This is a genomic window from Tumidithrix elongata BACA0141 (assembly GCF_036349135.1).
Taxonomy (GTDB): Bacteria; Cyanobacteriota; Cyanobacteriia; order Pseudanabaenales; family Pseudanabaenaceae; genus Tumidithrix; species Tumidithrix elongata.
This window is the reverse complement of the sequence record NZ_JAZBJZ010000064.1, coordinates 1-19,561: the sequence shown is the minus strand read 5'-3', so window position 1 is coordinate 19,561 and position 19,561 is coordinate 1. Positions and strand designations below refer to the sequence as shown.

At 46.5% G+C, this 19,561-nt stretch carries 26 protein-coding genes; 13 read left to right on the top strand and 13 right to left on the bottom strand.

Annotated elements, in window-relative coordinates:
- The first annotated feature begins 13 nt into the window (after positions 1-13).
- Complete coding sequence (locus V2H45_RS15430) at positions 14-931, top strand: bestrophin family protein (RefSeq protein WP_330484546.1); 918 nt, start codon at positions 14-16, stop codon at positions 929-931.
- 63 nt (positions 932-994) lie between these two features.
- Here V2H45_RS15430 and ispG read toward each other — a convergent pair whose 3' ends face one another.
- Positions 995-2,266 (bottom strand): (E)-4-hydroxy-3-methylbut-2-enyl-diphosphate synthase, encoded by a 1,272-nt coding sequence (ispG, locus tag V2H45_RS15425; RefSeq protein WP_330484545.1) that lies wholly within the window; start codon positions 2,264-2,266, stop codon positions 995-997.
- 92 nt (positions 2,267-2,358) lie between these two features.
- Between ispG and V2H45_RS15420 the strand changes: the two genes are divergently transcribed.
- Positions 2,359-2,724 carry a cupin domain-containing protein gene (locus tag V2H45_RS15420; protein WP_330484544.1) on the top strand — a complete coding sequence of 122 codons (366 nt, stop codon included), beginning with the start codon at positions 2,359-2,361 and terminating at the stop codon, positions 2,722-2,724.
- Positions 2,725-2,826: 102 nt separating this feature from the next.
- Here V2H45_RS15420 and V2H45_RS15415 read toward each other — a convergent pair whose 3' ends face one another.
- The 7 genes from V2H45_RS15415 to V2H45_RS15385 all read right to left on the bottom strand — a co-directional run bounded on the left by V2H45_RS15415 (position 2,827) and on the right by V2H45_RS15385 (position 5,762).
- Positions 2,827-3,315, bottom strand: coding sequence for a hypothetical protein (locus V2H45_RS15415; RefSeq protein ID WP_330484543.1), 489 nt, complete (start codon positions 3,313-3,315; stop codon positions 2,827-2,829).
- A gap of 12 nt (positions 3,316-3,327) precedes the next feature.
- A complete protein-coding gene (locus V2H45_RS15410; RefSeq protein ID WP_330484542.1) occupies positions 3,328-3,513 on the bottom strand; it encodes a hypothetical protein in 186 nt (61 codons plus the stop codon).
- Between the two features lie 102 nt (positions 3,514-3,615).
- On the bottom strand, positions 3,616-3,897 hold the full coding sequence (locus V2H45_RS15405; RefSeq protein WP_330484541.1) for a hypothetical protein: 282 nt from the start codon (positions 3,895-3,897) through the stop codon (positions 3,616-3,618).
- Between the two features lie 201 nt (positions 3,898-4,098).
- Complete coding sequence (locus tag V2H45_RS15400; RefSeq protein ID WP_330484540.1) at positions 4,099-4,704, bottom strand: GNAT family N-acetyltransferase; 606 nt, start codon at positions 4,702-4,704, stop codon at positions 4,099-4,101.
- Positions 4,697-4,858 (bottom strand): hypothetical protein, encoded by a 162-nt coding sequence (locus V2H45_RS15395; RefSeq protein ID WP_330484539.1) that lies wholly within the window; start codon positions 4,856-4,858, stop codon positions 4,697-4,699. The genes V2H45_RS15400 and V2H45_RS15395 overlap by 8 nt, the downstream gene beginning before the upstream one ends.
- Positions 4,859-4,903: 45 nt before the next feature.
- Positions 4,904-5,329 carry a hypothetical protein gene (locus tag V2H45_RS15390; RefSeq protein WP_330484538.1) on the bottom strand — a complete coding sequence of 142 codons (426 nt, stop codon included), beginning with the start codon at positions 5,327-5,329 and terminating at the stop codon, positions 4,904-4,906.
- 157 nt (positions 5,330-5,486) lie between these two features.
- Positions 5,487-5,762 carry a BrnA antitoxin family protein gene (locus V2H45_RS15385; RefSeq protein WP_330484537.1) on the bottom strand — a complete coding sequence of 92 codons (276 nt, stop codon included), beginning with the start codon at positions 5,760-5,762 and terminating at the stop codon, positions 5,487-5,489.
- 80 nt (positions 5,763-5,842) lie between these two features.
- Here V2H45_RS15385 and V2H45_RS15380 point away from each other — a divergent pair, with 80 nt between their 5' ends.
- The 7 genes from V2H45_RS15380 (at position 5,843) to glcF (ending at position 13,580) form a co-directional block, all read left to right on the top strand.
- Entirely contained in the window at positions 5,843-6,055 is a 213-nt protein-coding gene (locus tag V2H45_RS15380; protein WP_330484536.1) for a hypothetical protein, read from the top strand.
- An 8-nt stretch (positions 6,056-6,063) separates the two neighbouring features.
- Complete coding sequence (locus tag V2H45_RS15375; protein WP_330484535.1) at positions 6,064-6,474, top strand: HNH endonuclease; 411 nt, start codon at positions 6,064-6,066, stop codon at positions 6,472-6,474.
- Between the two features lie 108 nt (positions 6,475-6,582).
- The gene (uvrC, locus tag V2H45_RS15370; RefSeq protein WP_330484534.1) at positions 6,583-8,478 is read left to right on the top strand and encodes an excinuclease ABC subunit UvrC; all 1,896 of its coding nucleotides are present in this window, start codon (positions 6,583-6,585) and stop codon (positions 8,476-8,478) included.
- A gap of 280 nt (positions 8,479-8,758) precedes the next feature.
- Entirely contained in the window at positions 8,759-9,520 is a 762-nt protein-coding gene (locus tag V2H45_RS15365; RefSeq protein WP_330484533.1) for a PspA/IM30 family protein, read from the top strand.
- 222 nt (positions 9,521-9,742) lie between these two features.
- Positions 9,743-10,528: a Uma2 family endonuclease gene (locus V2H45_RS15360; protein ID WP_330484532.1), complete on the top strand. Its 786-nt coding sequence runs from the start codon at positions 9,743-9,745 to the stop codon at positions 10,526-10,528.
- A gap of 224 nt (positions 10,529-10,752) precedes the next feature.
- Positions 10,753-12,132: an FAD-binding oxidoreductase gene (locus V2H45_RS15355; RefSeq protein WP_330484531.1), complete on the top strand. Its 1,380-nt coding sequence runs from the start codon at positions 10,753-10,755 to the stop codon at positions 12,130-12,132.
- A 65-nt stretch (positions 12,133-12,197) separates the two neighbouring features.
- Entirely contained in the window at positions 12,198-13,580 is a 1,383-nt protein-coding gene (gene glcF / locus V2H45_RS15350; protein WP_408648801.1) for a glycolate oxidase subunit GlcF, read from the top strand.
- Positions 13,581-13,714: 134 nt separating this feature from the next.
- On the opposite strand, the gene idi is transcribed toward glcF, so the two are convergent.
- Positions 13,715-14,275, bottom strand: a complete 561-nt coding sequence (gene idi, locus V2H45_RS15345; RefSeq protein ID WP_330484529.1) for an isopentenyl-diphosphate Delta-isomerase — start codon at positions 14,273-14,275, stop codon at positions 13,715-13,717.
- A gap of 252 nt (positions 14,276-14,527) precedes the next feature.
- Between idi and V2H45_RS15340 the strand changes: the two genes are divergently transcribed.
- Positions 14,528-14,845 (top strand): NIL domain-containing protein, encoded by a 318-nt coding sequence (locus V2H45_RS15340; RefSeq protein ID WP_330484528.1) that lies wholly within the window; start codon positions 14,528-14,530, stop codon positions 14,843-14,845.
- 201 nt (positions 14,846-15,046) lie between these two features.
- Here the strand turns inward: V2H45_RS15340 and V2H45_RS15335 are convergent, their stop codons facing one another.
- Positions 15,047-15,688, bottom strand: coding sequence for a peroxiredoxin (locus tag V2H45_RS15335; RefSeq protein ID WP_330484527.1), 642 nt, complete (start codon positions 15,686-15,688; stop codon positions 15,047-15,049).
- A gap of 69 nt (positions 15,689-15,757) precedes the next feature.
- The gene (locus V2H45_RS15330) at positions 15,758-16,504 is read right to left on the bottom strand and encodes a helix-turn-helix transcriptional regulator (protein WP_330484526.1); all 747 of its coding nucleotides are present in this window, start codon (positions 16,502-16,504) and stop codon (positions 15,758-15,760) included.
- 90 nt (positions 16,505-16,594) lie between these two features.
- Between V2H45_RS15330 and V2H45_RS15325 the strand changes: the two genes are divergently transcribed.
- The 3 genes from V2H45_RS15325 (at position 16,595) to V2H45_RS15315 (ending at position 17,678) form a co-directional block, all read left to right on the top strand.
- A complete protein-coding gene (locus V2H45_RS15325; protein WP_330484525.1) occupies positions 16,595-17,017 on the top strand; it encodes a DUF6220 domain-containing protein in 423 nt (140 codons plus the stop codon).
- A 9-nt stretch (positions 17,018-17,026) separates the two neighbouring features.
- Entirely contained in the window at positions 17,027-17,455 is a 429-nt protein-coding gene (locus V2H45_RS15320; RefSeq protein ID WP_330484524.1) for an MAPEG family protein, read from the top strand.
- A 61-nt stretch (positions 17,456-17,516) separates the two neighbouring features.
- Positions 17,517-17,678 (top strand): hypothetical protein, encoded by a 162-nt coding sequence (locus V2H45_RS15315; RefSeq protein WP_330484523.1) that lies wholly within the window; start codon positions 17,517-17,519, stop codon positions 17,676-17,678.
- Between the two features lie 106 nt (positions 17,679-17,784).
- Here the strand turns inward: V2H45_RS15315 and V2H45_RS15310 are convergent, their stop codons facing one another.
- The gene (locus tag V2H45_RS15310; RefSeq protein WP_330484522.1) at positions 17,785-18,738 is read right to left on the bottom strand and encodes a hypothetical protein; all 954 of its coding nucleotides are present in this window, start codon (positions 18,736-18,738) and stop codon (positions 17,785-17,787) included.
- A 288-nt stretch (positions 18,739-19,026) separates the two neighbouring features.
- Positions 19,027-19,491 (bottom strand): hypothetical protein, encoded by a 465-nt coding sequence (locus V2H45_RS15305; protein ID WP_330484521.1) that lies wholly within the window; start codon positions 19,489-19,491, stop codon positions 19,027-19,029.
- Positions 19,492-19,561: the final 70 nt, after the last annotated feature.

Below are 19,561 nucleotides of genomic sequence, written 5' to 3'. Positions count from 1 at the left end.
GGGTGATGGAGTCATGAGCGGCAAAAAAGACGGCTGGTTTCGCCTCGCATTGCGTTGGAGGGGTTCAGTTGTGCCTGAGGTGCTACCCCGATCGCTTTTGTGTGGAGCATTTGGTGTTGTGGTTTATCTCTTACACTTAGCAAGGATCGGTGTTTCGTTACCCTTTTTAAGCAGTCTGATTCCAAATATTGTGTTGGGTTTGTTACTGGTTTTTCGCACAAACACTGCCTACGATCGCTTTTGGGAGGGACGTAAGGCTTGGGGACAACTGATCAATACGGTACGAAATCTCTCGCGGCAAATCTTGGTGGCGATTGTGGAACAGGAACCCAGCGATCGCGACCAAAAAATATGTGCGCTAAATTTACTGCCTGCCTTTGCGATCGCGTTGAAGCTACATCTGCGCTCTGAGCCGATCGATAGCGAACTGGAAGCCGTGCTATCTCCCGCACAGTTCGATCGCCTCAAAACCATGAATCATCCCCCTCTCGAAATTGCCTTTTGGATTAGCCGATATTTGCAAAACCAGTACAAACAGGGGAAACTCGATCGCTATCAGTTGGGCGATATGGGGCAACTCTTGCATAACATGGTGGATGTTGCAGGTATTTGCGAGCGTATTCTCAAAACCCCAATTCCCCTTGCCTATGCAATTCATCTAAAGCAGTTGTTGTTGATTTACTGTTTATCGCTTCCCTTTCAAATGGTCGATCAACTAGAGTGGATGACGGGGCCAATTGTTGCCCTGATGAGCTTTACCCTACTTGGCATTGAGGAAATTGGCATTCAAATCGAAGATCCCTTCGGACGCGATACGAATGATTTACCTCTCGATAATATTTGCAAAACCATGCAGCGAAATATTGCAGATCTGATCGCGGTTAGTACCGACCCAAATACGAGCGATACGGTTTCGATTTCCTGTAGCTAGAAACGCTCCTTCTTAACAGACGGAGCGTTTAAGCGTTAGAGCGAGGGTGTTAGTGTTGGCAGTTTAAGGATCGACCCAGCGATCGTCAGATTTGATCAGGGCAATTAACTGTTCAACCCCTTCGTTTTCAGGTACGCGCTTGATTTCTTCTTTGCCACGATAGAGAGAAATCATGCCGGGGGTTTTACCAACATAGCCATAATCGGCATCAGCCATTTCACCAGGCCCATTGACGATACAACCCATCACAGCAATATCTAGACCTGTTAAATGTTTAGTAGCCTCTCTGACCTTATGCAAAACTTCCTCAAGGTTAAATAGGGTTCTGCCACAGGAAGGGCAAGCCACATATTCCACCATCGTCTTTCGCAAGCCTAGAGCCTGCAAAATGCTGTAGCAGACAGGAATTTCTTTTTCAGGGGCTTCAGTAAGCGAGACGCGGATGGTGTCGCCAATTCCCTGTGCTAAGAGGGTGGCAATGCCTGCGGTAGATTTGATCCGACCGTATTCACCATCGCCTGCTTCGGTGACGCCGAGGTGTAGCGGGTAGTCCATGCCCAGCTCATCCATGCGTTTAGCCATTTGCTTATAGGCAGCTACCATCACAGGTACGCGCGATGCCTTGAGCGAAATCACTAAATTGCGAAACTCTAATTCTTCGCAAATACGAATAAATTCTAAGGCGGACTCCACCATACCCTGTGGCGTGTCGCCGTAGGTAAACAACATGCGTTCGGCAAGCGAGCCATGATTGACGCCAATCCGCATTGCCTTACCCTGATCTCGGAGGGAAACGACGAGGGGCTTGAGGGTCTCTTTGATTTTTTCGCCAATTTCTTCAAACTCGGTTTGGCTATATTCTGTGCGCCCCGATTTGGGTTTCTCAAATACATAGAGACCGGGGTTAATTCTGACCTTATCGACGTGCTTGGCAACTTCGAGGGCAATTTTCATGCCGTTATGATGCACGTCTGCTACGAGGGGCACGTCTTGGTAGGTCTGTTTCAGCGTGGCACGAATTTCTGCAAGGGCATGGGCATGCGCCAAACTCGGAACCGTAACCCGCACGATCTCACAGCCAATTTCATGCAACCTGCGAATCCCTGCGACTGCGCCTGCAATATCGAGCGTGTCTTCATTGATCATGGACTGGACAACCACAGGATGTCCGCCTCCGATCGTTACAGAGCCGATCTTTACAGGTCGGGTTTTACGACGCACGATCGTGCCTAAATTCTCAGCATTGAGGTTTTCATTAGAGTTTTCACTGCCGACAGATGCAGGGATAGACTCATTCGCTTTTATGCTGTTGATATTCTCAGAAATAGTCTGCATAGATGGTTTATTTTTGCTATATCCAGTCTATCTGAATCCCCTGACATTCATTCAGGAATTTAATTCCCAACCATGCCCCATCATTTAAATTTATGTTAGTAAACAAGTTACAGGACTGTGCTGAATTTACGGCAGGAGATGGCACGCTGTTGCGCGAGTTGCTGCACCCTGACAAGCAAGCGATCGCTTTACGTTACAGTCTTGCCCATGCGATCGTGCCCGTCGGTCAAACTTCCCAGCCCCACGCTTTAACGACTTCTGAGGTGTATTACATTCTCAGCGGTAGCGGCGAAATACACATCGATCGCGAAACCCAAGTGGTAGAACCGGGCGATGCTGTTTACATTCCTCCTAATGCGAAGCAATTTATTCGTAACCTTGGCGCTGAGCCGTTGGTATTTATTTGTATTGTTGACCCAGCATGGCGCAAAGAAGATGAGACGGTGTATGCGGAATAAGAGGTTTTTAGCTTGAAATATTCTTGGGTGCTTATCCGCAAAATAAATCTGACCGAGGAACTTCCTGTAACTTAATATTGCCGATTCAATCACGGTTAAACCCTATGGAGAAATACTTTCAATGGGTTCCATCCCTACGATGCCGCGCGTGTAGGGCACGATGTAAACGCGATATACCCCACCCTGTCGGATGTTTCGCAGACTAATTGGCAGTGGCAAAACCTCACCGGCAACAGCGAGGTACGCCCCTTGGCGCCCACGGCTGCCAACTTGAACCTGTCCAGCTAAACATTCCACACGACCTTCGGCTACGGCTACGCGGGTTCGACGGAAGTACCATATTGCCATAGCTAGCAAAGCGGCGAACAGAGCGATCGCTAGAATCCACTGAATCGGAGCGAGCGGCTTTTTGGCAAACCCATAGATCGTTGCGCAGAGCAGAAAACCGAGAAAGAGTGCGGCTGCCACGTTCCAATTGCCACTGTGGAGAAGGTTGCGCCTCTGTGCGACACCAAGCCGACCAGCACGATTCTCTTCGAGGTCTTCGACCGCGATTCGGAATGCTCGTAGCAAATCATCAGAGTGACTCATAGATTATTTTGCTTATCCTTTTGCACGTAACACTTCGATTACTGTCAACCCTAGCTCTTGAAAGGTTGGAGAAACAATGGCGCGATCGCCAGTAAACACCACATCATTATAGGCTCCATCCTTCAGCAGGCAAACGGTAACTTTGAGGTCGATCGAGCAGTCATTTTGGAAGGAGCGATCGCTAAACTGTCGCGTCAACAAACATATCGAGGGAATCAGCAACGAGAGCGGTCGAACGAGCTAACGTTCCAGCAATAATTCCAATGACAAACATGGCTGCATTGATAGCAAAAAGTATCCTTAGAACTTTACGCTGTGCTTTGTTTTTTGCCTCAAACTCGCAACCACAATCGGACATTGCGCCTCCTTGTCGATAAGTTGTTCGATCGCTTTTTGTCCCCATTCACTTTTGGCTAGGCGATCGCGGATGTATGTACCGATGCTCCAGTTATAGTGCGATCGGTTCTTGGTTTGCGGTGGCGATAACCTTTTGTTGAGCAGTTTTGATAAGGGTGAGAACTTCAGTAAATTGAGGCTGCAAAGAGTCTGTAATTCTGGCGTTCCTGTCTTCAATTTTGGCATGAGATCGCTAGCATCAGTCTATCAACTGCCCAATGGGTTTATAGAGCAGTATTATCCTTAACTTCTCCGAATTCAACAAGAAACGGAGCGATTGCTATTGGTATAACGGCTAAGATGAGCGGCAGTAAACAATTTTTGCATTCCTGCTAGCAAATTTCAAGTGTCCGCTCCATCGCGTTGTTATACGGCATTTTGCGGAGACTATAACTGGTCTTCATCCAGTTCTTCTCTAGCAAGTGATTCTATCAACGGCTTCAGATCTAGATACATTGTACGATATGGGTTGGCGGGTGGTAGAGACTCGGTAGGATCGGCGAACTCAAACCCCAATTTTTCATAGAAGCCAGATGCGTCATAAGCTGGATCAACATCAAAATCGTAAAGAGCATCTACAGTTATAAATCTAACCCCGATGATTGGTAATACTTCGGTAATCACATAATCGATCGCCCACTCCATCAATCTTATTCCAAGCCCTTTTGTGCGGCGATCAACAGCAAGCAATCCAATCTTCACGGATGGAAAAGTCCGATATTTCACACCTTCTTGAATCAGTAGAGCATCTTCAACCTCTAACTTATCCGCTAGAAGTGTAATGTAACCAGCTAGAGCATCCTCAATCCTAGCAATCCAGCATTGGCAAAGATAAGCATCTGCTTCCCTTTGAATTCGTCCCTGTTTCCAATAGGTGACAAACTCTCCTCTGACACAGCGAAACCCCTGTCCAAGTTCTCGAAGTTCAGGGGTTAGCAACTCAATATCGATTTGGGAGAAATCAACTCCGTCAAATTTACCAGAACTAGCCATGCTTCTGTGCTTTTCGACGACGGGCAGTTATACGCTTTGCCAGAGCAAGCATCCGATCATTAACGATTGCTCCACCAGAGTCGATCGCTTCTAGCAGTTTCTTGGCAGCAAGCCCTGAAACAGGTTTTGATTGGGTATGAAGAGGATATTTCATGGCAGGGTGTTAATCTCTACACACTCATCATAGCAACTAAAAAGCCTAGATCGGATTTGAAATACCTAAAAGTCTTGATTTTACATGGTCTTGAAAGGCATTAAGTCCGCCTCGTGATTCCCAAGATCTCTTGAACGTGGGTAATTCTTCTAATTTCATGGCATTACCGCCCATAAAATCAAGTACTTCTGGAAAATCAAATATTACGTCTGCCTTGGCTGCATGAGGTGGCTTACTACAATCGATCACCCATAGCACTTCAACAATGCGGTAGATATTGTAATTACCTTGCCAGTCTTCAAATTCAGCCTGACGATTCAGAACTTTGACCAGATGCGTGACATACCCATGTTGCCGAAGCAGAATTAAGTCATCTCTTTCAGGTCTGTTTGCATTGGCTTCATCATCTTTCCAAGCGAGTTTAAATAGCTTAGAAACCTCAAACTCACTATAAGCCCACCCAGAAGACAACGATGATTTATACGCACGTTCTTAATCGCGGCGGAAAGGGCGTGATTAGTCCGCTCGATCGCTAGCGATCGAATTTTATCCATCGACAAATCTAAAGCTCTAGACAATCGGGTGCGATCGCATTGACAATTGAGTGTGCTATATCACCTGCAAACCATTAGTGATGGGCTTCCATATACGCCCGTAGCAAGCTATTAATCTGGGTTTGATAGCCTCGTCCTTGAGACTTAAACCATTCCAAAACATCGCTGTCAATCCGTAAAGCCACTTGAGCTTTGTGCTTCGCTACAGGTAAACCATGTCGAACCACAGCTTTAGCAAATTTTTCAGGTGTTATTTCAGGACAGTCAGACAGATCGATCGCTTCGTCAGTCATTGCATCGAGTCGTTGCCAGTCTGTTTCAGATTTGCTCAAAATAGGTTTGTTGCTCATATTTGATTGCCTTTCTTGCAGAAGAGCTTTGAGTTAAACTAGCACTAGACTTGACAGTTATTTTATCTCACCAAACCACTATGCCTGAAATCATTGAGATACCAGTTGAACTGACTCACTTTAGGCTACCTGAAGCAGTTCAATTTCGTCTCCAGCTTTTGCTCGATCGCCAAGATGCTGGTGAAAGGCTAAGCGTATCAGAAAGACAAGAGGCAGAGGGCTTAGTTGAGTTAGCTGAGTTTCTATCCCTATTGCAGTTGCGATCACAAAGAATTACTAAGTACAACAATTAATTTCAGAGATGGCAGCGATCCCTGTATCTTTACGCCGTTTGGTCATTCAACGGGCAAATAATCTTTGTGAGTACTGCGGTTTATCACAACTAGGGCAAGCGGCTACGTTTCACATTGACCATGTGATTCCTGTCGTGGCAGGTGGTTTAACGACAGAAGACAACTTAGCACTTGCCTGTGTATCTTGCTCGCTTTACAAAGGAGCAAGGCAAGACGTGGAAGATCCAGAAACGAATAAAATGGTGCCGATTTTCAACCCGCGTCAGCAATCTTGGAGAGAGCACTTTTGCTGGAACGATGTGCAGATTGTTGGTTTAACAGCAGTGGGGCGAGCAACTGTCAATGCTTTGAAACTAAATCGTGCCATCATTCTGGCAATTCGGGAAGAAGAAAAACTTCTTGGTCGTCATCCACCATAGGAATGCAGTTATACCAAACAGTTCACTGTTGTTCTGCATACTGCGGCAATTACTATTTCTCTCAAGATACAAGGGGCGTGGATACGATCAAATAGCTACAATAAATCCATGACCTTGAGCCTGATTCAAAATCCTGAAAAACTGCAAGCCCGTCTCAAAGATATCCCCTTAGAAGCAGGGGTGTATTTGATGCGCGATCGCCAAGATCAGATTCTCTACATTGGCAAATCCAAAGCCCTACGCAATCGGGTGCGATCGTATTTTCGCAGTAGCCAAGACCTGTCGCCACGCATCGCCATGATGGTGCAGTTGGTCAGTGAAATTGAGTTTATCGTCACCGACTCCGAAGCCGAAGCACTTGCCCTCGAAGACAACCTGATCAAGCAGCATCAGCCCTACTACAACGTTCTGCTCAAGGATGATAAGAAATATCCCTACGTTTGCATTACTTGGTCGGATGCTTACCCCCGCATTTTTATTACCCGTAGGCGCAATCTCGGCTCTGCCAAAGATAAATATTACGGGCCCTATGTCGATGTGCATAACCTCAAACGCACCTTAGGGATTATTAAGCGCGTCTTTCCCCTGCGCCAACGTCCCAAACCGATGTTTAAAGATCGCCCCTGCCTCAACTATGACATGGGTCTATGTCCCGGAGTTTGCCAGCAACTGATTAGCCCAGAGGACTACCACACCACCATGCAGCGGGTGGCGATGATTTTTCAGGGGCGCACCCGCGAGTTGATCGATGCGCTCTCCGCCAAAATGGAGACCGCCGCCGAGGATCTAGAGTTTGAGAAAGCCGCCTTTATTCGCGACCAAATCAACACGCTCAAGCATCTGGGGGCAGACCAAAAGGTGTCCCTACCCGACGATACGGTTTCTCGCGATGCGATCGCCCTTGCCTATGACGAACAACATACCTGCATTCAGCTTTTCCAAATCCGCGCAGGTCGGCTGGTGGGTCGGTTGGCGTTTTTGGCAGACAGCCAAGGCGATTCATCGGCAATGATTTTGCAACGGGCTTTGGAGGCACATTATCAGAGTTGCGACCCCGTCGAGATTCCCAATGAAGTGCATACCCAATTGGAATTGCCCGAAGCCGAGGTCTTAAGTGCTTGGCTGAGCCAGCGCAAGGGTAAAAAAGTGACGATTTTTATGCCCCAACGCCAGCAAAAAGCCGAGCTAATCGAGATGGTCGAACGTAACGCGCAGTACGAGTTGGCAAGAATTCAAAGACAGAGCGATCGCAACCAGCAAAGCCTTGAGGGTTTAGCCGAAATTCTGGATTTACCAACATTGCCCCATCGCATCGAGGGCTACGATATTTCCCACATTCAAGGGTCGGATGCCGTCGCCAGTCAGGTTGTGTTTATTGATGGCTTACCCGCCAAGCAGCATTATCGCCACTACAAAATCCGCAATCCTGAAATTACCTCAGGTCACTCCGATGATTTTGCCAGTCTGGCGGAGGTCGTGAGCAGAAGGTTTCGCAAGTACGCGATCGCGCCGCAATCCATAGAGAACCCCACAGAGCGATCGTCGCCTGAAGAATTTGACGAAGATTTTCCCGATCTCGTCATGATTGATGGCGGCAAAGGGCAACTCTCAGCGGTGATGGCAGTGATTGAAGATCTAGGACTTGCCGAACAACTCAAGGTAATTAGTCTTGCCAAAAAACGCGAAGAAATCTTTTTACCTTACCAAACCCAGCCCATTGGCATCGATGCCGAGCACGCGGGCGTACAGCTATTGAGACGCTTGCGAGACGAAGCCCACCGCTTTGCCATTACCTTTCACCGTAAAAAACGCAGTCAGCGCATGCAGCGATCGCACCTCGACCAAATCCCCGGCTTGGGGCATCATCGCCAAAAGCAGCTCTTAGAGAAGTTCCACTCTGTAGAATACGTGCGCCAAGCCAGTGTCGCGCAAATTGCCGAAACCCCTGGTATTGGTGACAAACTCGCCCAGCAAATCTACGCGCATTTTCACCCTGTCACCTAAGCGGGTCTAGTGGTTTTCTACGAAACCACGACCATTCAAATGGTTGCCCATGATACTATGTTAAGAGAATCATGCTTCACACTAAGCTGTCTAGCTACTAGTTGTGCGCTCGATCGCATAATTAGCCTCAAGTTAATGGTAACGTGAGCAGAAACGTATCTGGGTTAGAAAACTTTAGGTTAAAAACTTAGACCCAAAGGAGCAATATATTTTTGTATCGACAGAAGTATATTTAGGTAGTTGTTAAAGGACTTTGCTTTATTAAGGAAAAGGTAAGGATATGGGACTATTAGATCGCATCGGCATGGTGGTCAAGTCTAACGTAAATGCGATGGTCACCTCCGCTGAAGACCCAGAAAAGATTCTGGAGCAAACCATCATCGATATGCAGGAAGATCTGGTGCAACTGCGTCAAGCCGTAGCCCAGTCGATGGCAGCCCTAAAGCGTCAAGAGCAACAGTATAACCAAGCCAATACCCAAGCTCAAGAATGGGAACGTCGGGCAATGTTGGCGCTGCAAAAGGGGGATGAAAATCTAGCACGGGAAGCACTGAGCCGCAAAAAAACTCATGCTGACACCGTTGCTGCGCTCAAGGGCAGTCTCGATCAACAAACAGGTCAAGTCGATACCCTAAAGCGAAATTTGGTTGCCCTTGAAGGCAAAATTTCTGAGGCTAAAACCAAGAAAGAAATGCTCAAGGCAAGGTTGCAATCTGCCAAAGCCCAAGAAAATCTCAACAACATGTTGGGCAAGGTCAATACCAACTCTGCCGCTGCCACCTTTGAGCGCATGGAAGAACGGGTATTGATGGCTGAAGCCAAAGCTGGTGCTTCTGCTGAGCTAGGCATGGATAACCTTGAAAGCCAATTTGCTCAGTTAGAATCAGGTAGTGGTGTCGATGACGAACTCGCAGCACTAAAAGCAAAAATGATTGCTGGTAGCAGCCCTTCTACGCCTGCATTACCTTCTGACTCAACTAAGTCTTCGGTTGGTAATGTTGATGCCGAACTAGATGCTCTACGCAGACAAATGGGGCAATAGTAGATTCGAGCTTCTGTTAAATTTCTAATTTCAAAGGCTACTCATATTATGGAGTAGCCTTTATGTTTTTTGAGCTTTTGTAAATCTACACGCAACAGTTTGTAATTCAGGTTATTTTCTGTTTAGGAGCTTAGTGAATAATTAAGGCAAGTTTTAGAGTGTAAAATAATTAACACATTAGGCATAAATAACTTCTCTCCACTTAATTTTGAGGGTAAGTCTATGATTTCGCAACCGATCGCTTCTGAAGAACCGATCTATCCCGATAGTGATGGCAATCCGATGTCAGACAATACCGAACAATATCGTTGGATTGTGATCGTCAAAGAAAACTTAGAAATCATTTTTGCTGAAGACCCCAATGTTTTTATTGCAGGAGATTTGTCATGGTATCCCGTTCAGGGAAGCCTTGAGCGTACTGCCCCTGATGTCATGGTGGTTTTTGGTAGACCAAGGGGTAGGCGTGGTTCTTATAAGCAATGGGTAGAGGATAACATTGCGCCGCAGGTTGCTTTTGAGATCTTGTCACCTAGTAATAAAGTTCGTCGAGGCATCGACTCTCTAGAGGAGAAATTTGAGTTTTATCAGGAGCATGGCATTGAGGAATACTACATCTACGATCCTGACGATCTCATTTTGGAAGGTTGGCAACGCCAGGAACAGAAGTTAGTAAAAATCGTAAGGATGTCTGGCTGGGTTAGCCCTCGCTTGGGAATCAGATTTGATTGGGAAGCAGGGAGAGAATTGGTTTTATATCGTCCAGATGGGCAGTGTTTTTTAACTTCAGTAGAGTTGGCGCAACGGATGCAGTGGGCTGAGCGACGTGCAGAAAGTGCTGAACGCCTGCGCCTGCAAGAACGTCAACGCACAGAAAGTGCCGAACAACGTGCAGAAAGTGCTGAACGCCTGCGCTTGCAAGAACGTCAACGCGCAGAAAGTGCCGAACAGCGTGCCGAACGATTAGCTAGTCGCCTTCGGGCTTTGGGTCTTGATATTGACGATGTCTGATCGCTGAAAAAGTCAGATCTGCGTCAGTTCAAATACAAATCTTCGGTGGTGTTTTGAAAGTGTTGAAAATTTAATTTAATAGATTATTCAGAACACTACCGTGTGAAGGATTTCACTCCACATGCCCAATATTAATTCTACACTTTTGCGATACTACCCAATTTTTTATAGTCGCTCGTTTGAGATAATAAAATGCGATTAGGAATTTCTATATAAAAGCATTCGTGGCAACATCAGAGAAACAGAGCGCAGGGGACATCGCCGCAAGTTTTGCGGATATCGTGGGTTTAGGTAACGTTCAGACACTCGATCTGGCGGAACCACACCTTAAAACACAGATCGCGAATTCAACCATGGGTGTTGAAAATCTTGCCATTGTCTCCCCTAAGACCCAAACCGAGCTAGCCAGCGCGATCGCTTTAGCAAATCAGCAGCAATGGGGCGTTTTACCCTACGGCAATGCCAGCAAACTGACTTGGGGCGGACTAGTTCGCGGCGCAAACGTGGCAATTAGCACCGCTGGCTGCGATCGCCTGATCGAGCACTGCGTGGGCGATCTCACCGTCACCGTCGAGGCAGGCATGAAGTTTGCTGACCTCCAGAAGATTTTGGCGCAGGAGGGGCAGTATTGCGCGATCGACCCTGCCTATCCCAACGCAGCGACGATTGGGGGAATTGTGGCTACAGCCAACACGGGTTCCTTGCGACAGCGTTATGGCGGCTTGCGCGATATGTGTCTTGGCATTTCCTTTGTGCGATCGGATGGCGAGTTGGTCAAGGCGGGTGGTCGGGTTGTCAAAAATGTGGCGGGCTACGATCTGATGAAACTGCTGACGGGGGCCTATGGTACGTTGGGTGTAATTTCCCAGTTGACCTTTCGGCTATATCCTTTGCCAGAAGCCAAGCAAACCGTCCTGTTGACGGGCAAAGCCGATGCGATCGCAGAGTTGAGAAATAAAATTCTATCCTCGACCCTAACCCCCACGGTTTTAGATTTGCTCTCTTCCAGTCTGCTGAAGGAATTGGGATTCGGACAGGATACGGGCAAAGAGATTGGTTTAGTGGCTCGGTTTGAGACCTTAAAAGTCAGCGTGATCGAGCAAAGCGATCGCTTAGTGGAACTTGGCAAATCCCTCCATCTCAAGGCAGAAGTATTATCGGAAGCAGAGAATTTCTGGCAAAGGCTAGAGGATTTGGTTTGGCAACCGAGTCCGCAGTCCAGTCTGGCGGGAAATTCTAAACTAATTGTCAAGTTAGGCGTGCTTCCTTCCAAGGTGGTGAATATCTTAGTGGAACTCGAAGCGATTGCGCGTACCTTGTCAGAATCTATACCACAACCTTACGTTCAAATTCATGGGGCGGGTGGTCTAGGAACGCTACGCTTCGATCTTGCAGGCGGATTCGATCCTCAAGATTTGCTCTTAAAGATTCGCCATCTAGCAAACGATACGGGAGGATTTCTCACGATCTTGGAAGCTCCACCTGCACTCAAACAAAATCTGGATGTCTGGGGATATACAGGCAATGCGATCGGAATCATGCAACGAATTAAGCAACAATTTGACCCACATCACCTTCTCAGCCCCCATCGATTATTCATTTGATGAATGGGTAATTCATGAATTGCCCATTCATCGATCACCAATTACTCATCCTCACCATTCAAACTATGCAAACCTCAGAAATGTCCTCTGAACAACTCTCAGAAGCCAGTCAAATTAATGGCTTTGACTTCACGAAAACTTTTGATTCCCAAAATCCGCCTGATGCCACCCTAATCGATGCTTGCGTCCATTGTGGCTTTTGCTTATCGACCTGTCCCAGCTATCGCGTCATCGGCAAAGAGACAGACTCACCGAGGGGCAGAATCTATTTAATGGATGGTGTGAATGAAGGCAAAATCCCCCTATCAGGTGCGATCGCGCAACATTTTGACTCTTGTTTGGGATGCCTTGCCTGCGTAACCACCTGCCCCTCTGGAGTTCAGTATGACAAATTAATTGCAGCCACTCGCGCCCAAGTGGAACGGAATAGCGATCGCCCGTTACCTGAGAAACTACTGAGAAAGCTGATTTTCTCGATTTTCCCCTATCCTAATCGGATGCGAGTCCTGCTAGCGCCATTATTGATCTATCAGAGATTGGGATTGCAAAAAATTATGCGATCGTCTGGCATCTTACAAAAAATCTTGCCCAAGCCCCTCGCCGCGATGGAATCTGTCTTACCTGAGCTATCGACGGAAGCCTTTCAAGACCTTTATCCTGAAGTAGTTCCAGCTCAAGGGACAAAGCGCTATCGTGTCGGTATGATTTTGGGTTGCGTGCAGCGCGTCTTCTTACCCGCAGTGAATGCAGCAACGGTACGTGTTTTAACCGCGAATGGCTGTGAGGTTGTAATTCCTAAGTCTCAAGGTTGTTGTGCTGCTCTCTCTCAGCATCAGGGACAAGAGGAGCAAGCCAAAGAATTAGCCCGTGCCACGATCGACAGCTTTGCGAATACGGATGTCGATGCAGTGATTATCAATGCGTCAGGTTGCGGTCACACGCTCAAAGAGTACGGTCATATTCTGCAAGACGATCCTGTCTATGCAGCCAAAGCTAAGGAATTCGCCAAGAAAGTGAAGGACGTGCAAGAGTTTCTTGCCGATGTGGGTTTAACCGCAAAGCTCTTCCCTTTACAAGAAGCTTCGCCTTTAACGATTGTCTATCAAGATGCCTGTCACATGCTGCACGGTCAGAAAATCAGCGTCCAGCCCCGTCAACTTCTGAAACAAATTCCGAACGTGCAATTGCGAGAACCTTTAGATGCGGCGCTCTGTTGCGGCAGTGCGGGTGTGTATAACATTTTGCAACCTGAGGTAGGCGACGAATTAGGCAAACAGAAAGTAGAGAACCTCGTGGATACGGGTGCAAGCTTGATAGCTTCCGCTAACGTGGGTTGCACGATTCAAATTCGCAAGCATTTAGAACTGCAAGGTCAAAAGGTTCCCGTGATGCACCCAATGGAACTCTTAGATTATTCTATCCGAGGCGAGCAATTAAGGCATGGATGAGAGCCCGAAGCCGCGAAGCGACTTCCCGCAGGGTAGGGGAAGGAACAAGATTTCTAGCCTTCCCCCTTTGCAAGGGAATTAAAGGGGGTAAGTCCAAGCTACTGGATAAAGGTAGTTTCTTTGCTATAAACCTCCTAATTTCCCATAGGGATAATTCCCTTATGGTTGCCCGCGATTTCCAAAAAACGATCTAGGCATTCGCGCAGCCAATAGGTATAGTGCTGGGGATTTTGTCGAATATCGATTTGTAAAGCTTCCAAGCCCATCCATTGCCAGTCTTCCACTTCTTCAGGATTAGGTGTGGGTGAACCTTCGTAATTACCTAAGAAGACGTGATCGTACTCATGTTCGATCAGACCGCGATCGAGGTTGGCGTGATAGACAAAGCTAAATAGTGCTTTAAGCTGGCAAGAGAAGCCCATTTCTTCTTGCAATCGGCGATCGCAGGCAGATTCCAAGGTTTCATTCGGTCTGGGATGACTGCAACAGGTATTTGTCCAGAGACCGCCAGAATGATACTTGGCTTTGGCGCGTTTCTGTAGCAGCAATTCACCCTGAGAATTCATCACAAAAATTGAGAAGGCTCTGTGCAATTTGCCATCAAGATGAGCTTGCAGTTTTTCAGCAACACCCACTTGGCGATCGCTTTCATCAACCAAAATCAACAATTCTTCTGTAGCCTGTGCTTGCAGCATCAATCAAGGATCCGCTTTGTTAAGTGAACTCAATAGCAATATCTTTTCACGTTTATCGACGGTTTTTTACATCGATCTGACCTTTTGCGTTTAAAAATCTCTCTTCTTGCAGTCGCTGATTGGCTATGCGCAATGATATTGTCTCTCAGTAACCGAGATCACACCCACTTACTGGTTACATTGGTTACCCTAGTAAATGTTGCAAACAAATTACAAACATAAAATCTAACTTTTTGAGTAGGAGACAAACAAATGCTCGCCCAAAGAGGCAATGAGCCTCACCCTAATGCTACCTCACCTGAAGACGATAGCCGATTAATGACAAACCAGATTACGATGCGGGTTCCTAGAAACTATCACCAAGAACCGATAATCTCTCGTCTTGTCATCGATCATGGCTTATTGGTCAATATTACTGCTGCCATTCTCGGTGAAAACTCGCAGGAAGATGGTTGGTTCACCCTAGAGTTAACTGGTACGAGCCACCAACTGCAAAGTGCCCTCGTCTATTTGGAAGAACTAGATTTGGAACTTTGGGAAAAAAATACTAACGAGGAAGAGAATTGGTAGGGGCTAAACAAAAGGGGCTGCTTCAAAGCAGCCCCTTTCGATCTCTATGAAAATTTTGCTACCTGTAAATTTTTCGGTTACACCGAACATTCTGTAGGGGCAGTGCCCCTGCGCTTAGACATCTGGGCAACCACAGGGGGATTGCCCCCTACAGTGGGTAATTCAGGTTTTCTGATTTTCTGGAATACAACCTAATCCCAATTACTTATTAGGTTGAGGCGTCATACGCAGGTAGGGCTTAATTGGGGTAAAGCCTTTAGGAAATTTCGTCTTTGCCTCTTCATTAGATACCGAAGGAACAATTACGCAGTCCTGTCCATCTTTCCAGTTAGCAGGTGTGGCAACACTATAGTTATCGGTTAATTGCAAGGAGTCAATCACGCGCAAAAGCTCGTCAAAGTTACGTCCCGTGCTAGCTGGGTAAGTTAAGGTTAGACGCAGTTTTTTGTTGGGGTCGATGATAAATACTGAACGCACGGTCAAGGTGTTGCCAGTACTGGAGTTGGGGTGAATCATTCCATAGAGTTCAGATACCTTTTTATCCGCATCGGCAAGAATTGGGTAATTGAGCTTAGCGTTTTGAGTTTCTTCGATATCACCCACCCAACCATTATGGGACGCAACATCATCAACGCTCAAGGCAATGGGTTTAACATTGCGCTTTTCAAATTCTGGCTTAAGTTTAGCCACCTCACCTAGCTCGGTCGTGCAAACAGGGGTAAAGTCTTTGGGGTGTGAGAACAAAATTGCCCATGAATCACCAATCCACTCATGAAAGCTGATCGAGCCATCGGTAGAATCTTGGGTAAAATCAGGTACTGTATCGCCTAAACGTAGTGTCATAGATCGGTATTCCTATTGTCATTGTGTAGATTATTACATTATCACTGTGAACATTCTAAAAACTTAGCTCTAATTTAAAGATTGCTCTTTTACACCTGTCTGCATTGCTCCCAGTGTCATTGCCACCATCTCTGCCCGCGAGGAGACTTCAAGTTTGCGGAACATTCGTTTTAAAGCCTGTTTTACCGAATTCTCTGTAATCCAAAGTTCCTTGCCGATTTCTAAATTTGTGCGACCCAAAGCCACCAATTCGGCAATTTGTAGTTCGCGTGGGGTTAAGCGATCGCTTCGACAAGGTTGATATTGTGGAGTGGCTGCGCTTATGGAAGCGCTTTGCGATCGCAGGGTTGCGACCCAAACCGACAGGTGCAAACTGATCGCGCTCAAATCCAATAGATTTTGCGTATCAAAGGCAGGACTTGACTTTTCACGGGTACATGCCACTGCACCCACCAATTGACCGCGATGGACGATGGGGCCGATCATCACATGCCAATGATCGGGTCGGGGACAGAGGATCGCCCATGCCTTGGGCGAACTGACTAAGGCTTCATGGACGGGAGCATGGCGCTCGACTAAATAACGCACCACAGGATTATGTTCGACCGATAGCCCAAATTTCAGGATTTTCTCAAGTTTGCGATCGAGGGAGGGAAATCGTTTTCGCAACAGATCTTCTAGCGAATCAAAGAAAAAGATCCCCGATCTTGTTGCGGCAAAATATTCACCAATTTTTGGCACGATCTGCGATCGCATGTCCTGTTCGCTCTGGGTTTGGTTGATGGCTTCAAAGAGAAGACCCAAAGAACTTGTCATAGATAAAGGCGTTTGAAGTGTACCCGATCGAGGTCTAGAAGCATTGAAGTGCTCAGCCTATAGTAGCTTTAATCTTCAAAATAACTCGATATGGACACAAATTTAGATAGCGATCGCGCTCCCATCGATTGGATGCAGATGGGCTTTTATGCTGCTGCGGTAGCGTTTAACCTCTGCTTAATTGCTCAACTCTTCACGGTTGGGGTTGCCTATTTTCAGAACCCTGCGTGGTGGAATATTCATGTTTGGTTTGTAAGAGGATATAGCGGGCTGTCTCTCATTTTATTGGGATGGGTGTTCGTAACGACATTCCCGAGCAAGATCCAAAGGCTCGTAGTAAGTCTTCCCCTATTACTAGGATTGCAATTTGTCAGTATTCACCTCAAGAGTCCCCTGAATCTAGCAGTACTCCATCCTCTGATTGGATTTGTGCTGTTCTATATTTCCTCAAGCCTTGTCCATAGTGTGTGGCGAACTTTATCGCCCAGCGATCGCCAGAACGGTTTAGTTTAGGAGGCAACCATGAAACAAGAAGCAATTTTCAGTCCTTTCTTTGCAACCATATTTCTGACGCTTGTGGTTTGGGTATATATGTACGTGCGTCGGATTAGTTTCATCACCAGTCACAAGATTTCACCCCAAGACCTTGCCAAGCCGAGCGAATTTGCAGAGATTTCGCCACCCAGTATATCCAATCCATCGGATAACCTCAAGAACCTGTTTGAAATGCCCGTCGTTTTCTATGCGATCGCGCTATACCTCTTTGTCACGCAGCAGGTGGATGCAGTGTATGTCAACGCCTCGTGGTTATTCGTGATATTTCGGATACTGCATAGTGCCGTCCATTGTACGTTCAATCTGGTTATACTTCGGTTCTACCTCTACCTATTCTCTACTCTTACGGTATGGTTTGTCGTAATTCGTGCAGCCCTGACTCACTTTGGCATGTAACGCCAAGAGAATTTGGGATTTGCATGTAGGGTCAATTCATGAATTGACCCTACATGCGCTCATGGAAGACATACCTTTGAGAAACTGCGATCTCACTGTCTCGGACTTGGATTTAAAGCTAAATTTCTCGCCCAATGCTGAGGAATATCAGGCGATGGTCTTAAAAGCCAAGCAATATATCCATAAAGCCGAAGCACAGTTAAAGGTTTTATCAAGCCGTTAGAAAATTGCCCAATCCAAAATCCCAAAATATGGTGTCGCAACCAAGGGAATCTTGCCATTGCCCTATCCTACATCGAGAATTTTGCGAATTGCTCTATTATCTCTTACTATACGGTTGTCATAGCATCATCGAGTAGACCATAAGCATTGAGCAACCAGAGAGAGTCTCGACCATCAATTAGACAGTATCGCCTTGGCTTACCTGGTTGGACAGCAAAGGCTCGAAGAGTCGCCCGCACTGGAGGTGTGATGTCGTGAGAATGCTGGATAAAGAGCACCTCAGATGGCTCTTGTGCTAGGCGATAAATCTGATCATTGTTCTTACCTAGGTGGTTCAAAGTCATGGGTGAGAACTTAGCAGGTCCCTTTAGCAAAAATGCAGCTGTCGTTCGTCTGCCGTTGAGATGAATGTTTGATGTATAGTGATCCGATTGTTCACCTCCCCAATCCTTAGTAATTCGATCACCGAGAATTCTTGCAAGAGACATCTTGAATCCACGCTCAGGAACATGCCGCATAATATCAATAGAATCAGGCTTCGGGACCTCTCGAATACGGGCAAACTCGTCGAAATCTTCAATAAAGTTTTCGTAGAAGTCTTGATTCCACCACATCACTTTGTCAATCCAAGCTGGATCTTGAGAATGTAGCCAAGGCGCACCCATGACCAAAGGTCGGAACACTAGACAGTCACCGTCCTTTCTAACAAACATAGCAACTATTGAGAGCAATGCACCTTGATGTAGCTCCATTCTTAGAGTGTCGGATCGAATGTGCTTGGTTGAGTACTCAATCCGCACACTAAAGCTTGTCTCACCAGCGGGTTGAACTTGGCTAAAGACTCGCTCAGCATCATAGACTTCGGGACAGGGTAGAAAAGTCTCTGTGGAACAGAACATATGTCCTTGTCCGGATGAGAGTATTTGCCCGAGGGTTTTGATGCCTAATAACTCACAAAACTTGAGCAAGACAGAGTTATAGACGTGATCGATGCGCACCTCGCGTAGCCCTTCTGGTAAGTCTTGAGGAATCGATTTCAGCATTTCATCAACAATCTTCATGCCGTTCTCACGTAACACTGTCTGAACGGCACGTCGATTTACGAAGCCAGGATCAATCCCATGTTCGAGAGGAAGTGCACGTTCTTCCAATGAGAGATTATCACGGAGACCTGTAGAGAATGCGGATGGCATGGTGGTGTTGAATACGAGTATTTACTCAAAAATTTCTGAATAATACCACTATTTTGGATTGATAGGGCTAATGAAGTGCAAATGAACTACAATTTCTTCTTAGAGTTTTTGAGGATTGAGCATTATTAGATTTGATCATGAGATGCCTAATATCCTTCACATTGTAAACGTGAAAATGTAAATGCGTCCTGTCTGCCGTGAGATACCAATCCAGCCATGCATCCTGCCTGTCAGTGCCTCAGGTTTATAGAACTCTAGCGAAGGAAAAACATCACGGGCAATCCACCAGTTCTTAGATTCTGTGAGCGCGTTATACTCAGGCTTATTCGTGAGTGGTGTGAGTATCTGCATCCATTTGGGAATATCTTGCGGTGCAACTTCTAGAATGTAAAATGCGCGGAAGTCTGATGGGCCAAAATTACCATCCCCGATCTGCTCCTCGACAAAGTGTGCGTCCAGAATGGCTGAGGGTGGAGCTTTATGCTTAGTGAGGATAGCTGAAACGTCAGAAACTCTCTGAGTGGCAGTTCCCGTAATTTCACGAGTGGTAGTCTTGGGCGCACTAACTGGACTACAGGCTGTTAGAGCGATCGCGCAGACAATGATTCCATATTTGAGCATAATATAAAAAAAGAGAATAGACTTGTTTGGAAATAATAGATAATAACAAAACAGTTAGAAGACGAGATGT

What these genes read in the sequence shown, in the direction of transcription:
- V2H45_RS15430 (WP_330484546.1), top strand. Translation starts at nt 14, where the DNA reads ATGAGCGGCAAAAAAGACGGCTGGTTTCGCCTCGCATTGCGTTGGAGG.
- ispG (WP_330484545.1), bottom strand. Translation starts at nt 2,266, where the DNA reads ATGCAGACTATTTCTGAGAATATCAACAGCATAAAAGCGAATGAGTCT.
- V2H45_RS15420 (WP_330484544.1), top strand. Translation starts at nt 2,359, where the DNA reads ATGTTAGTAAACAAGTTACAGGACTGTGCTGAATTTACGGCAGGAGAT.
- V2H45_RS15415 (WP_330484543.1), bottom strand. Translation starts at nt 3,315, where the DNA reads ATGAGTCACTCTGATGATTTGCTACGAGCATTCCGAATCGCGGTCGAA.
- V2H45_RS15405 (WP_330484541.1), bottom strand. Translation starts at nt 3,897, where the DNA reads ATGCCAAAATTGAAGACAGGAACGCCAGAATTACAGACTCTTTGCAGC.
- V2H45_RS15400 (WP_330484540.1), bottom strand. Translation starts at nt 4,704, where the DNA reads ATGGCTAGTTCTGGTAAATTTGACGGAGTTGATTTCTCCCAAATCGAT.
- V2H45_RS15395 (WP_330484539.1), bottom strand. Translation starts at nt 4,858, where the DNA reads ATGAAATATCCTCTTCATACCCAATCAAAACCTGTTTCAGGGCTTGCT.
- V2H45_RS15385 (WP_330484537.1), bottom strand. Translation starts at nt 5,762, where the DNA reads ATGAGCAACAAACCTATTTTGAGCAAATCTGAAACAGACTGGCAACGA.
- V2H45_RS15380 (WP_330484536.1), top strand. Translation starts at nt 5,843, where the DNA reads ATGCCTGAAATCATTGAGATACCAGTTGAACTGACTCACTTTAGGCTA.
- V2H45_RS15375 (WP_330484535.1), top strand. Translation starts at nt 6,064, where the DNA reads ATGGCAGCGATCCCTGTATCTTTACGCCGTTTGGTCATTCAACGGGCA.
- uvrC (WP_330484534.1), top strand. Translation starts at nt 6,583, where the DNA reads ATGACCTTGAGCCTGATTCAAAATCCTGAAAAACTGCAAGCCCGTCTC.
- V2H45_RS15365 (WP_330484533.1), top strand. Translation starts at nt 8,759, where the DNA reads ATGGGACTATTAGATCGCATCGGCATGGTGGTCAAGTCTAACGTAAAT.
- V2H45_RS15360 (WP_330484532.1), top strand. Translation starts at nt 9,743, where the DNA reads ATGATTTCGCAACCGATCGCTTCTGAAGAACCGATCTATCCCGATAGT.
- glcF (WP_408648801.1), top strand. Translation starts at nt 12,198, where the DNA reads ATGCAAACCTCAGAAATGTCCTCTGAACAACTCTCAGAAGCCAGTCAA.
- idi (WP_330484529.1), bottom strand. Translation starts at nt 14,275, where the DNA reads ATGCTGCAAGCACAGGCTACAGAAGAATTGTTGATTTTGGTTGATGAA.
- V2H45_RS15340 (WP_330484528.1), top strand. Translation starts at nt 14,528, where the DNA reads ATGCTCGCCCAAAGAGGCAATGAGCCTCACCCTAATGCTACCTCACCT.
- V2H45_RS15335 (WP_330484527.1), bottom strand. Translation starts at nt 15,688, where the DNA reads ATGACACTACGTTTAGGCGATACAGTACCTGATTTTACCCAAGATTCT.
- V2H45_RS15330 (WP_330484526.1), bottom strand. Translation starts at nt 16,504, where the DNA reads ATGACAAGTTCTTTGGGTCTTCTCTTTGAAGCCATCAACCAAACCCAG.
- V2H45_RS15325 (WP_330484525.1), top strand. Translation starts at nt 16,595, where the DNA reads ATGGACACAAATTTAGATAGCGATCGCGCTCCCATCGATTGGATGCAG.
- V2H45_RS15320 (WP_330484524.1), top strand. Translation starts at nt 17,027, where the DNA reads ATGAAACAAGAAGCAATTTTCAGTCCTTTCTTTGCAACCATATTTCTG.
- V2H45_RS15315 (WP_330484523.1), top strand. Translation starts at nt 17,517, where the DNA reads ATGGAAGACATACCTTTGAGAAACTGCGATCTCACTGTCTCGGACTTG.
- V2H45_RS15310 (WP_330484522.1), bottom strand. Translation starts at nt 18,738, where the DNA reads ATGAAGATTGTTGATGAAATGCTGAAATCGATTCCTCAAGACTTACCA.
- V2H45_RS15305 (WP_330484521.1), bottom strand. Translation starts at nt 19,491, where the DNA reads ATGCTCAAATATGGAATCATTGTCTGCGCGATCGCTCTAACAGCCTGT.